The sequence below is a fragment of the Cyanobacteria bacterium FACHB-DQ100 genome (assembly GCA_014695195.1).
Taxonomy (GTDB): domain Bacteria; phylum Cyanobacteriota; class Cyanobacteriia; order Leptolyngbyales; family Leptolyngbyaceae; genus Leptolyngbya.
Genome location: JACJNW010000006.1, coordinates 96,294 through 109,887, shown reverse-complemented (window position 1 = coordinate 109,887; position 13,594 = coordinate 96,294). Strand labels below are relative to the sequence as shown.

The 13,594-nt window shown below is 45.7% G+C and carries 10 protein-coding genes; 3 read left to right on the top strand and 7 right to left on the bottom strand.

What is annotated here, in order from left to right; all coding sequences use genetic code 11:
• Window positions 1-48 precede the first annotated feature (48 nt).
• Window positions 49-480, bottom strand: a complete 432-nt coding sequence (locus H6F51_01125) for a response regulator (protein ID MBD1821124.1) — start codon at window positions 478-480, stop codon at window positions 49-51.
• A 596-nt stretch (window positions 481-1,076) separates the two neighbouring features.
• Here H6F51_01125 and H6F51_01120 point away from each other — a divergent pair.
• Window positions 1,077-3,614, top strand: coding sequence for a PAS domain-containing protein (locus tag H6F51_01120; protein MBD1821123.1), 2,538 nt, complete (start codon window positions 1,077-1,079; stop codon window positions 3,612-3,614).
• 114 nt (window positions 3,615-3,728) lie between these two features.
• Window positions 3,729-4,145, top strand: a complete 417-nt coding sequence (locus tag H6F51_01115; GenBank protein MBD1821122.1) for a pentapeptide repeat-containing protein — start codon at window positions 3,729-3,731, stop codon at window positions 4,143-4,145.
• A gap of 23 nt (window positions 4,146-4,168) precedes the next feature.
• Here the strand turns inward: H6F51_01115 and H6F51_01110 are convergent, their stop codons facing one another.
• A complete protein-coding gene (locus H6F51_01110; GenBank protein MBD1821121.1) occupies window positions 4,169-4,612 on the bottom strand; it encodes a response regulator in 444 nt (147 codons plus the stop codon).
• A gap of 449 nt (window positions 4,613-5,061) precedes the next feature.
• Between H6F51_01110 and H6F51_01105 the strand changes: the two genes are divergently transcribed.
• Entirely contained in the window at window positions 5,062-5,349 is a 288-nt protein-coding gene (locus H6F51_01105; GenBank protein ID MBD1821120.1) for a hypothetical protein, read from the top strand.
• 11 nt (window positions 5,350-5,360) lie between these two features.
• Here the strand turns inward: H6F51_01105 and H6F51_01100 are convergent, their stop codons facing one another.
• The 5 genes from H6F51_01100 to H6F51_01080 form a co-directional block, all read right to left on the bottom strand.
• Entirely contained in the window at window positions 5,361-5,954 is a 594-nt protein-coding gene (locus H6F51_01100) for a recombinase family protein (protein ID MBD1821119.1), read from the bottom strand.
• A gap of 563 nt (window positions 5,955-6,517) precedes the next feature.
• Window positions 6,518-8,005, bottom strand: a complete 1,488-nt coding sequence (locus H6F51_01095) for a site-specific integrase (GenBank protein MBD1821118.1) — start codon at window positions 8,003-8,005, stop codon at window positions 6,518-6,520.
• The gene (locus H6F51_01090) at window positions 7,983-8,807 is read right to left on the bottom strand and encodes a hypothetical protein (GenBank protein MBD1821117.1); all 825 of its coding nucleotides are present in this window, start codon (window positions 8,805-8,807) and stop codon (window positions 7,983-7,985) included. The genes H6F51_01095 and H6F51_01090 overlap by 23 nt, the downstream gene beginning before the upstream one ends.
• A gap of 372 nt (window positions 8,808-9,179) precedes the next feature.
• Window positions 9,180-9,362 carry a hypothetical protein gene (locus tag H6F51_01085; GenBank protein MBD1821116.1) on the bottom strand — a complete coding sequence of 61 codons (183 nt, stop codon included), beginning with the start codon at window positions 9,360-9,362 and terminating at the stop codon, window positions 9,180-9,182.
• Window positions 9,363-10,062: 700 nt separating this feature from the next.
• Window positions 10,063-13,416, bottom strand: coding sequence for a helix-turn-helix domain-containing protein (locus H6F51_01080; GenBank protein ID MBD1821115.1), 3,354 nt, complete (start codon window positions 13,414-13,416; stop codon window positions 10,063-10,065).
• Between the last annotated feature and the right edge of the window lie 178 nt (window positions 13,417-13,594).

Here is a 13,594-nt window from a genome sequence, read left to right as displayed (position 1 = left end):
TGTAGTTAACACCTTCATATGCTAACGCTAAGCTTAAAAGCCGACCCTCTAACCCAGTGGGGGTAAGAAGGCGATGACTTGTTGAAGGGTGGTTACTAAATCGTTGAGATCAACAGGCTTAACAAAATACGAATTTGCGCCCAGTCGCTCAAACTGCCCAACCTCCCCTGGATCTCCAGAACTGCTCAGCACAACTACAGGCAAATCTCTCCACGCCGATCGCTGCCGAATCCATTGCAAGAGTTGCAACCCATTCATCCGAGGCATTTTCATATTGGAGATGACTAAGCTGGGTAAGGGGTAGCGCTCGCGATCCCCATACTGCCCCTCTCCCTTCAAATAACTGACGGCCTCCTCCCCATTGACCACGTGGTAGAGGATGACTGGTAGGCTCCCACGGTCGATCGCCCGTTTTATGAACAACAGATCGTTTGGATTATCCTCAGCTAAGAGAATTGGGTATTGAGAAGGTGACGACATGTTATGTTTGCTCTCTTACGGAACAAGTGAGGCAATTTAGCTTAGTGGAAGCAACCCAAAGGTTCATTACAAAGCACGGTACACCCTCCCGCTTGGGAGCAGTTACACAGCTATCGATTCGTAATTCTTTCTAAGTGAAATTCTTGGTTCTAGGTAGTCACGAGAGGAGCCTCCTCCAATTCTCTAGCTTTGTCGCTGCTGCACGATAGGTCTAGTGAGCGGTTGGAATGCTCCTTCAACCCGTGAATTAAAGCAAGTTTGTATTCTTTACTACCAGGTGATCTGAACTTCCGCTATGTCCACTATCTAAAGAATAGTTTAGCTTCATCCATTGAATAAAGTATTCGTGAGGCTGGTAGAGAAATGGTTTGCTAATCGTAATTGAATTGTTTTACCTCGCAATGGAGATGACCCTTGACCAGTGCTGAATATATCCTCTTGGAGAAATTGCGATAAAGATTAAGGCTTGAGTGGCTTCTTGCTCAAAGAGTGGGGACTTTAGTCAAGATTCTGACGGTTGTTAGGAGCATTGGCGGCTTGCCTTCAATCATGCTGCTTGTCTAAAGTGTAACGAGGGACTGGAACGGCGATAGCAGATGAATAGCATTCTCGATACGATTACCGATGGGATTGTCGCATTTGACCGCGAGTGGCGTTTTATTTTTGTCAATCAGCGAGGTGCCGAAATCCTTGGTCAGACTCCCCAAGCCCTGTTAGGACAATGTGTATGGGAGCTTTATCCAGAAGCGGTTGAAACCAACTTCTATCGAGAGTACCAGCGAGCGCTCACCGAGCAACGTTCAATCTACTTCCAAGAATTCTACGCACCGCTCGATGTCTGGTTTGAGATTCATGCCTACCCTTCCGCCGCAGGATTAGTAGTGCTCTATCAAGACATCACGGTTCGCAAGCAAGCTGAATTGAAGATGCAGGAGACCTGCACCAACCTGCAGAGCCAGGTGGAAGAAAGAGCGACTGCCTTAACTCGCCTCAATACTAAACTTGCTGCTCAAACGACAAAGCAGCAACAATTAGAAGTTGCGCTAAAGGCGACCAATGAGCGACTCGCTCAAATCTTCGAGAGCATTACTGATGGGTTTTGTGCTTATGATCGCGAGTGGCGCTATACCTATGTCAACCCAAAAGCCGAGGAGTTGCTGGGGAAAACGCAGTCAGAATTGATTGGTAGAAGCATGGGGGATGTTTTTCCAGAAGCGATCGATTCTGAGTTTTATCGTCAATGCCAAGAGGTGGCTCGAACACGGTCCGCCATTAGCTTTGAAGATTATTCTCCCTTTTTAGATTGCTGGTTTCAAAATACCCTCTACCCCTATGCCGAGGGGGTGGCAGTTTTCTTTCAAGACGTTACGGCGCGAAAGTGCATTGAGCAAGAGCGTAATCAATTACTCATTGAGGCACAAGCCGCTCGCATTCGAGCAGAGCAAGCCGAGCAACGCTATGCTTTCTTGTGCGAAGCCAGCGCTGTCTTATCTTCTTCACTCGACTATCACACGACACTTGCCCATGTTGCCCAACTGACAGTCCCCTTCCTATCTGACTTTTGCCTGATTCATAAGCTTGAGGAAGATGGGCGGCTCCAGCCTGTTGTATCGCTTCACCACCAGCCTGAAAAGCAATCTTTGGTTGATCAGTTGGGGCGGTATTGCCAGTCCAGTGTTGCTCGTTCTAGCTGCCTACTTGTCCGAGTGCTGCAAACCGGACTGCCTCAGCTGGTTGTTCAGTGGTCTGATGTTGTAGCTCGATCCCTTGTTCAGGACCAGCAGTTGCGAGAACTCTATCGCCAGCTTGCTGTTCAGTCCATCATCGTTTTACCGCTGAAGGCGCGGGATCGCATTTTTGGGACGTTCTTACTTGCTGTTTCCGACTCAGAGCGTCGCTATAGTCAGACCGATCTGATGTTAACGGCTGACTTGGCAAACCGTGCGGCGATCTCTATTGATAATGCCCAACTGCACCAGCGTGCAATGGAAGCCGATCGCTTAAAAGACCAATTTCTGATGGCCCTCTCTCATGAGTTGAGAACCCCCTCGAACGCAATTTTGGGATGGGCAAACATTTTGCGGCGACAGCGCCTAAATGAGCGAACCGCACAACAGGCACTGGAAGCAGTTGAGCGCAATGCCAAAGCCCAAGTCCAGATTATTTATGATCTGCTCACCACGGCTCGAATCGTGACAGGGAAATTACAACTCAACCCCGTTTGGGTGGATCTGACGTCGATTATCGAAACGGCGATCGTCTCGTTGCGGTTGGCAATTGAGGCGAAATCGATTGAGCTAGCAGTTCATCTAGAACCTTCTGTTGGACCGCTACGAGGTGACCCGAATTATTTACAGCAGGTTGCGTGGAGTTTGCTCTCAAACGCTATTAAATTTACTCCTGATGGGGGGCAAATCAGCATTCGCTTAGGCCGTGTTGGTAATCGCGCTCAACTTCAGATTCAAGATACTGGAGAAGGCATCAAGTCCAGCTTTCTCCCCCATGTCTTTGAGCGATTTCGTCAGGCAGACGGAAGTACTCAACGTCCCCATCAAGGACTAGGTTTGGGACTGGCGCTGGCTCGCCACTTAGTTGAGCTACATGGGGGAACCGTGCATGTGGAAAGCCAGGGCGAGGGACGGGGAGCAACATTCACGGTCCTGTTGCCACTACCAAGTGATGTGTCCACCAGTGTCTCTCCATCCCGCACACTGATCCCAGCAGAGGAGTTAGCCCAAACTCAGCAGGTTTTGAAGGGTCTGCAACTGCTAGTTGTCGAACCCGAACCTGATGTGAGGGAAATGCTAACCGTCATTCTGGAAGGCTATGGTGCTACGGTCACTGCGGTTGAATCAGCACAGAAAGCTATTGAAGCCTTAAATCAGTTTCAACCAAATGTCCTTGTCAGTGACGCTGCTATCTCGAATGCCAATCTATTAATGCAGCAGGTCAAGGTATTGGAGACAGATAGGGGTAAAGAGATTCCAGCAATCGCTCTCACCTCTAGTGATCGAGAGGGAATGCCATCAGGACTGGTATTCACAGGATTTGCGCGACACGTTCCAAAGCCGATTGATCCAGTTGAGCTAGCCGCCGTAGTTTCAAGCGTGGCTACCTCAGATGAATCTCAGTAGTGCCTTGAGAAACTGTTTTTTACCTAGAGAATGGAAAGAGTTTTTTAGGTTATATGCTATTACTTCTCATAATTCAGTTTTGACGATGAAGTTTGTAATTAACGAGGAGCCAGAATGAACGCAGAAGAACTATTACAAAAGTACGACGCTGGAGAGCGAAATTTTGAAGGGATCAATCTGGCCCACGTAAATTTGGCTGGGGCGGATTTATCCGGGATTAATTTGAGCAAGGCAAATCTTGTGGAAGCAAATTTGAGTGGAGCGAATCTGAGCCAGGCAAATTTGCGGGAAGCGAATTTAGCTCGAGTCAATTTTACGGAAGCAAACTTGTGCCATGCCATCCTGCTGAAAGCCAACCTGACGGAAGCCCAGTTTGGATATGCCTCTCTAATCGGGGCAGTCTTGATCGAAGCGAATCTGGTAAATGCGTTTATGTTCAATGCTGTTGTGACCGATGCTAATTTCACCGATGCTCTCATGAAGGGGGTGGTGATGCCAGATGGTTCAGACTACCAGCAGGTACTCGTATAAAACTTGCTTCTTCTGGGTTTGGATTAGGCGACTGATTGAAGCTTTGAATCGAAGCTCTGTAGCCGCTTCGATGGCAAAGTTTGGATGTCTAAGATTATTGCGATCAAATCTTCAGGGTCAACTGGTTTAGCAACATAGTGTTGAAACCCTGCCGCTAAACACTGTGGCTGACAAAGCTCAGGCTCCAGAGCGCTAAGAGCGATTGCAGGTATAGCACCACCTTGAGCCTTATTGAGCGCTCTAATGTTTCTAATGAGAACTAAGCCATCTTCTTCAGGCATTCCAATATCGCTAATTAAAAGATCTGGTCGCTCTAGTCTGACCGCTTCTAAGGCGGTGTGAGCTGATGCTACGGGGATAACTTTTGCACCCTGGCTCTCCAAAATAACTGTAAGCAGGAGTAGTGAGTCTGGGTCGTCATCAACAGCAAGAATGCATAAACCCTCAAGAGGCAAAGATGTAACGATTACTTCACTTGCGCCATTCATAAAATACTTACTTAAGAACTCAGGTATTTCTTCTGCAACCCACGTAACAGAGATTCTAAAGACAATCTTAAATATAGTTCTCCTAGATGACAAGGCTCTCAATTCTAGTCGCTTCAGCGGTGCATCCTGTATACGTAGTACATTACTAACCTAAGGAGGTAGGGCAACCTGCCTAGAACAGTTGACCCAATCCGCTTATGAATTAGCTTCCACCTATGGGTTATCCGGTTTAGATACCTTGAATATTGCAGCAGTGATCGCATTAAACCCCGACGAATTCATTACAACCGAGAAGCCAACAAAACCCCTGTATCGCGTTCCTAACCTTTGCTTCATTTCAATATAGAGTTCTCCCCTCACCTGTTGATTTTGACTTACCAGTGGAAAAGTTCCTATACAATACTTAAGTACAAAAGTACTGAGTATCTATGACTCAATCTGCCTCTGCCTCCTCAACTGCTGGCTATTTGCTCGATCGAGAAGAACTTTTGCGCATACGGAGTTTGAAGTTGCTCACAAGCGATCGTGATTATGTCTTCTTGGCGCTGCAAATCGATTTTCCTGGTCAGCTCAATCCCTCAATGGCTGTCGAGTCGTTCTGTGAGCGATGGGAATTGAGTGATGGCAATCTCTACAAAGCATTAGGCGAGTTGCGAAACAAGGGCATCGTCGTCTCGATCGCCAGTCAACTGAATCTAGAATTTCAATCCTCTTAGCGCCTGCCACCTCAACTTAAGCTGAGGTTGAGATAACGGAATACAGTGCGTTCACTCGTGTTGAGAGCGTTAGCAATTTCCGCAGCCGTCAAGCCACGATCGCGGAGTTCTCTTGCCCGTTGAGGCTTTGCCTTCGTTGTTCCCTTTTGGCGTCCTTTGTAGACACCTCGTTCTTTGGCAACTTTAATTCCGGCGACCTGCCGCTCTCGACGGTACTCTAGTTCAATTTCAGCCAACCCAAACATGACACTGGCAATCATGCTACCGACGGCACCACTCAAGTCAATCTGCTGAGTCACGGAAACCACCCGCACTTCTCGCTCACACCAATTTGCCAAGGTAGCGATGCCCTCTTTTAGGCACCGAGAAATGCGATCGAGCTTCCAGACGATCACCGTTTTAACTCGCCCCTCAAAAATTGCGGCTTGCAGTTGTTCAAACGCTTCTCGCTTCAATGTTTTACCTGTTTCCTTATCCTCAAACCACAGAACAGATCCTGGATCGAACCCATGACGAGCTAGCCATTGTTCGATTTCAGCACGCTGACTGTCAGTTCTTTGGCGACGGGATGAGACGCGAACGTAGCAAGCGATTGTAGGGTTCATTACTGTAATCGTGAGGATATGACGAAAAGGGTATACCCTTTTTGGCATATGCTTAGTACCAAAAAAATCCTGTAATCTCAAAGTCGTAGAAAAGCGAAATGCAGATAACCCTATTTGTCAGTCTCGGGCAGCATTTGGTAGCTCATGTCGAACGCTTTTGTAATTCCTGAAAGTTGAGGAAAATTATGCTGTGTTCTAGTCAAGCAGATGGCTTTCTAGGTCATGCTTTCAAAGGCAGACTTTAAAAGAGAAGGCCCAGGGTTTAGAACACTATCATGATCAACAAAGAAACCAAGCGGTCAGATGCCGCGAAGCCCTTACTCTGCAGATCACCTATGAACAGAAGATTTAATTTCGGTTGCCTGATTTAGGATATTTACCAGAGGATGTTTTTCAGAGAGATCGCTGGTTGCAATAATAATTGCTTAATGCGAAAAATTTTCATACTACTGTGAGGTATAAGTTTCGAGGCAATTCCTCTACTATCACGCAAAAGGTCTATCGATCTCTTTCATTACTCATTCCCTCTGCTGCACCAAGGTGAATGATCAGACTTCTTCCAACTAGGATTGCCTCACCAGAGTCAGAAGTCGTTGACGCTCTCCAGGAGATAGCTGCCGAATCTGCTGCACCAGTTCTTCAACGCTGAGAGATCGTACCCCTATCAGGGTCGAGACCGGTTCTCCCATCGCTAACTTCAAGACCAAGTCCTGAGCCGGAGCGACCTTTTCAAGTTGATGACGACGATCGTAAATCTCCCCCTGTATCTTCGTGCTGTGGTGCATGGCGTCAGCCAAGCTTCGCATGACTTCATCGGAAGCGCCATGACGCTTCAAGTAAGTAATCAACATGTGCCGAATCAAGTGGGAGGTAGTGAGTTTACCAGCCAAGCGGTAAGTCGCGCGCCGAATGAGGTTGGACAGATCCGAGGCTTTGCGGTACGGCTTACCGTTTTCCTGCGTGAAGACAAAGTTATGGTTGGGGGAAAACAGGGCACGCCATTGCGCCAACCACGCCTCCAGATAGGAATAGAGAATGTCCGGCACCATCAACCACTGTTCGCCGTAGGTTTTCCCGGTTTTGTAGTTCGTCTTCATCAAATGGATGTACCATTTTCCGTCATCTTTAGCCTCAAAGACCCCATTATGATTGAGGAGACCCTTGACCAGCGTCTTGCCAACCTCTAACTCTCGCAGCGTCCGCTGCCGATCTGGGGGCATATAGGCCAACAAAGCGAATAACAAATACCGCTGAACACTGCGCGCAACTGCCGTGGGCGTCCGCTTCGAGCCATAGCTGTAGGTAGGTTGGCATTCTCGCTCTAAGTGATGCACACAAGCGAGAAATTCAGGCCAGTCTAACCATTTCAGAGACTCATCCGCAGCAGGAGGTGCATGCTTAGCCCGCTCCTTTGCTTCTTTGAGTTCTTGTCGCAGCATCAGAATGACGGGAATATCGCCATAATTGTCTGCTTTCAGGGAATCGGTTTCCTTGAAGTGCTGAATTTTAGCAACAACCAGGAACACCTCAACAACCCCTTTCTCCGTTGAAGGATGAATTTGGCGCTCCTTCCGCAACCAATTCAATACTGTTCTCAGGGTTGCCTGAGTTTGCTCTGCTGCTTCCAGAGAGGCCTGCTCAATCAACCGGACTTCGTCATAGTTTCTAGCACGACGCAAAGCGGTTTTATGGGGAGCGAAGTGTACTAGATGATCTAGGCTTAACACCTCAGCAGGGATCTGTTTCACCTTCTTCACTACCCCAAGCAATCGATAAAGCATTGCCATTCGTCGCATCGCTGTTTCAAGGCTGACCTGAGTCTTGAAGCAATTGATGTCAGAATGAGGGTTGACCATGGCATCGAGCAGATAATCGAGCTCTGCACAAAGTTCAGTAGACAGGTCTTCTGCATCAAGCGCATAAGCTTCCTGCCGATGACGATTAGTGGTCTTTGGATATTGGACTAACTTCAGTTGGTTTCGCAACTTCACCAAAGCTTCGAGCGCTAGGTTCGTTGGCCTATCTTTTTCAGGCGTTCTTGGTGTACTCATCTTGAATGTATTCCGCTAAGTAAAAGAAAGCTTGCAGAGCAAATTTCAAAGTCGCTTCTTTGCCCCCCAGATTGGCTCGCATCCAGTCGAGATACTCTTGGGCAAGCGTCGCAACTCGTTCTGCCGCACCCTGGTCATAGACAGCAGCAACGGGTACCAAATCAGCGAGGCTGAGGTTCGCGACAGCAATCCCCTTAATTCGATGCATCCAACCCAGAACTCCAAGAATCTCTCTGTGGTACCGGACGCACGAACCTTCACTGAGGCAAGGCTGCCGCAAAGTTGTACAGTAGAGCGAGAAATGACTGAGCTGCTGGCTCAAGCTCGGCGAAAGTTCTTCAGGTTTCAACTTATGCCAGTGCTCCACTCGTTTCTTGAAAATCAGCATAGTCGGGGTTCTGCCATGGGAAGACGTTTCAACCGATTGTTTCCACCAGTCCTGCAACTTCCCCCAATCCAGCATTATTTTTGTTGTTGAACGGTAAGCCCTGCGAATAGCGGGAGAAACACGCTCTCCAAATCGATTGAAAACCCGTTCTTGCGTCTCTAGGAGATGAACAACCTGAGAGATCGGGACTTGCTCCATAAATTTCAATCCCTCAAGCATTTCAGCCGGTGACAAATTGCCATCTAGCTTCAGCAGAAATCCATATTCAGGTAAGACATAACGAACGAGACTGGTGTTTGTTTTAGCAATAATGGAATTTGCCTTCTTCTCTTCAAACTGGGATTTTACATAGTCCTGATATCGATGATAGAAATCAGCCAAATTAGTTATATTTCTAAGATCCAAAATTCCCATTCTTCAGCACCTGCTTTTCTAGTTTTTACCACAATAAGAGAAACTTGTAGAAGCCAAAATAAAAACTTTATTACAATAGAGAGCGACAATTCCCACGGTATCCTTGTAGCACTTTCACCCATAAAACTTTATGACATGAACGAGCAAAACTACCTTCTATTGGGGTTTTCTGTGATTGTCACTTGTAATTAGTGTAATAAAAAACGAAATAAAGCCTTATTACATATTTAATTGAATAAGAGCTAAGTCTTTTGAGCGACAGATGATAGCTATTACTGAAGTAAAAAAAGTTTTTAGGAGATGCTTTACCGCAAATAAAGCTAAATATATCGTTTGCATTTTGCTGTTTTTATGTGTATATCAGTAACATCCTTACTCATGATTCAAATCAATTTTGATTAAACCACGAGCAATCTGTTCAACAAATTCTGATCTCGAAAGCTGTACAGATTTTGCCAATTCATCAAGTCTAGTAATCGCTGTACAAGTTAGTGCAATACACACGCCAATTTTTACTTCTGAGTACATTTCTGGTCTTCCTCTACTACTCTTCATGCCTTTCTTTGCCATATTAAGTTCCTCCTGTATTCGCTAAGTTAATAATGTTATTTGTGCTTTATTTTCATCAATGAATCATTAGCAAGGCTCGGCAATTCTCACAACCTACAGATGTAATTTAGAAAAGTTGCAGTTTTGTATTCTAATCAAGCACTAGTGGGACACAAAATCTAACTGTTCCTGCATTCAGAATTGCCTAATGGATATTTTTCTCAAGCAATCCGTTCAAACGGTATTGCTTGAGGGATGCTACGTATAAACTTGCTAAACGAGGCGTTCCTATCTTGTCTACAAGAAGAACTTGCCTTGTACTAGAAGCTAAAACAGCGTGTGTCATATTTGATAAAACATCCGAAAAATACAAAAGACCGCCAGCGTGCCTTAAACTCACATTGGCGGTCTCTTTTGATAGATAAACCGATATATTAAATAGCTTCTGCGGGCTGAACCAGAAAGCACTTTGCTTTATCGTTCCCACACGCCCTCCATGAGAACTTATACAACAGTTTTTGTCAAGTCTTTTTCTGCCTTTTTAAGAAAGCAGAATTCGATGGGCTAAAGCTCCCATCTCAGATCGACGGAGGCAGCAGACGAATTATTTACCCTGACACATTCAAGCAGGAGTATGTGTGGAACTGATGCAGGAAGGAAAGACGTTTCCGAGGTAGGAGAGATGAGATGAGTTTGAGGAACAGAGTTAGAATAATCGAGAAATTTCCATCCACTCTGGGGAAATCCATCCTGCGATGCGTGCTACTTCTCGCAAAATCCTCAATGATAACCCTCGCTCAGTCTTCTCAAAACTCGGCATCCATCCAGCCAACGCTAAAACAATGAAGAAATCTTCTAAAGTTTGAAATCCCAATGATTCAAAAGCTTCATGAAAAAATTGAGCCCGCGCTCGCTCGCTCGCAATATTCCTACGTACTTCCGTAGGAGGAGTTTCTTTACTCCAGTCAGCCATAAGATGTATCTCAGCCATCAATAACGTTTTAGGAACTACATCTTTAGCAAGATAACTTATTAAAAAATTATTGATTGAAACCTTTCTCAATGCCTGATCAAGCATGAAGAGTTTCGCAACACCGTATATTAAAAGATGCTTCGTTAAAACCCTTTTCTGCGATTGCCCAATCTGATAGCCTGCGGACCATATATTAGTAGTACCTTTCAAGGACGCAAAAGCTTCAGCAAAAATTGCCTCTGCTTGTTGGAGGTCAGCCTCGGCCAGATGAGTCAGTCCAATTGTGTACCAAAAGGGATGTTCAATATGTCGCAATAATTCTTTGGCTTCTATAGTTCTTTGTAGCTGAGCAAGTATCTTCACCAAATTCGATTTTTCACCAGCACGGGTAAATCTATCCTCAATTTCTTCTATACAATCTAATAGGTCAACTAGAAATGAATTTGCTTCGACTTGGAAATTTAATTCTGCTGTTTGCTGAAACGCCTTTTGCAAAACTCTAGAGCGAACCTCACAGGAACTAACCTGATTAGCCATTTCTTTTATTTCACCAAGTAGCTTGGTGCCTGCCTTATGGCCGCCAAGCCGAACCTGGCTAGATAATAGCGAAGTTAAAATTACCGCTTGCCAATACGGATGATTAGTTCTTCTGGCTATCCCTCCTGCTTCCTCAACATGACCTATAGTGGCTAGTCCTTCTATTACTGTTATTAATGTTCTTTCTAAGTGGTCGTCATGTTCTTCTAATACCTCCTTCAGGTCTTTTGGGGACTGCTCTGCAACTGACTTGGCACGAGCAAATAAACAATTTGCTTCTTCCAATCGACCACTTTGAGCTAAAGCTAATACTAAGTCTTTGAAGGCAGAAGTTTGTTGCTCAAAAGTCAAAGTTTTCTCGATCGTAGTTTCAGCTTTACTAAAGCATTGAGCTTGAATGAGAGCCGTTGCATATTCTTTGGAGAGTGAGGCTCGGAGACCGAGATCAGGTACTTGAGCGATGAGCGATTCAACGGTTTCATAACACCCTTTTTTAGTTAAATTCTTCACCTCCCTGCATAAGTTGAAATGTTCTTTTAATTGCTTACGTTCTTCATCTGAATAGCCTGGTGAACTATCTATCCAATCTTCATTAATGATTTTTTCTGTTGGCTTTTGCCGCACAGAGCTAGATATACCTTGAGAGGATGTTGTAACAGCTTTTTCAGAGTTTGATGATGGCTCTTCTGCAGGGAGAATCTGCTGTAGTTGCAATTGGGCAGATTGATGTGAGTATGGACACTCAATCTCTCTAGCCGTTTCCCACATCTCATCAAGAAGTGTATGAGTGAGTTGTTTCTTCTCTTTTAGGCTGTCATAGATGCTTACTAACCCGTTGAATCGTTGTTCTGCATCGGGCTTTAAACGGGCAATAGCTAGTGCCTCATCATACCGATTGAGCAGCACTAGAATTCGCAAATCAGTATCGCTATACGTGCATACCCGATAAGTAACCACTTGACGGGCTGTATAAAGCTGAGCTAGAAGAAGCACCTGATCGGACGTGAGCGGATCACAAAGTTTGCTGATTGCCAAATTCAAGTCAACAACATAGGCAGTATCGCCTTGGCAGTCCTTAAACTTTCTTTGCATCCAGTTGAATGAGCCGATTAGCAGCTCGTAGACTTCCTTGTCTCGTCCACTTTTGAATAAATGTGGTACTAAATGCTCAAGGTAATATCCATCATTTGGACCCCTAGCCCAGTCTGTGGGACATTGTTGCTGGTAGGCTTCCAAAAGCTTGTCATTAAGGCTTAGCGGGTCATCCAACCTGCTGCACAAATAGTTGTGCTGTAACCCATGGAGAGTGACGAATCGTTTTCCATCTTCTCTTGACACAGTCAATAACGCCCAATTGGCAAGGCGCGTAATGAGTAGACGAGCTCTGTGCTTATTTAATTTGCTGTTGTGTATCCAGAAGGTCAGGATGGCTGCTTCAGGAATTGGAGTGCTTTTGGCGAAGACGGCAAGCATTTGATAAAGCCGCCCATCTTCAGCGTTCTTCCTAATCAAAGTATCAACACTGACTTTGAGCACTTTTGCAACACTGCCAAGTTCATGATCTAGACACTCAATTTCCGATGCTCTCAGGGCATCTCGGAGGTCTTCCCACAAATTGCCATCGCGGATCTGCATACCACAGAGCGCTAATGCCAGAGGCAACCCCTCACATTCCCGAGCCACTTCTCGTGCTGACTCCAACTGCTGAGCATCCTCCTGCCCTGAGCAAAGCGAAAGCAGTTCAAGTGCGCCCGGCTCATTCAATAACTCAAGCTCATACTTCTCACTACCAGATGCGGTCAGGAGCCCTTGATTTTGAGTGGTGATTAAAAGCTTACAGTTCTCGCCAATTAGAAGCCTGCAGCTTTCGCCAATTGAATCAAAAGCGTGAATTTGTTCAAGCCGCCACACGTCGTCCAAGATGACTAGGCACTGCTTACACCCGATCTGCTTGCGTAGAAAAGTTCGGCCCTCTTGGTCATTCACAAACGGTTGAGGAGTGCCGCCTAAAGCCCTAACAAGCTGCATTTGAAGTGAAGTGGGTGATTGCTCCTGCCCGCACAAGATCAAAAATATGCCATCGGGGAAGGCTTGTTGCACTTCTGGTTCTCGTGTCAAAGCTAATGCCAGCACTGTTTTACCAATGCCACCCATTCCAAATATGCCTAATCTAGCTGTAGAAGGCTGGGTGATTAGCGTTGTAAGCGTGTCAATATCATCAGTTCGCTTCCAACAATAGGGGACACCGTTTCCTTGATTTGAGAAATTGCATACTTCCTCCTCATCCGGGCTCTGTCCACGCACAGCATTAGCATTCTCCCCTCTAACTCTAGACTCTGATAGTTCATAGAATAACTCACGCGGATCTAGGTCTAAAGCTTTACAGATTCTCTGGAAGGACTCATTACTGACAGCTTTTCCCTGGAAGAACCGATGAACTGTGGATTCACTCAATCCGCATTCTCCTGCAAGCGCACCATGGGTTCCGAATCTGGATGAATACCGAGCTTTAGCCTTCTGAATGGCATCTCGAGTCAAGTGAATTCCCATGAGCTAACCGAAATATCAATTTGAAGAGTAACAAGAAGCCATATGCGTTCAGGGAACCTCAAAAATTTATTTCTTGTTGAGAATAGATACGAGAAGGCGCAATTTTAAGCTTCGCTATTCTCAATAACACCTATTTTTCGAGGTTCCCTTCAGTAAAAAGTAATTAGTGGTCACTATC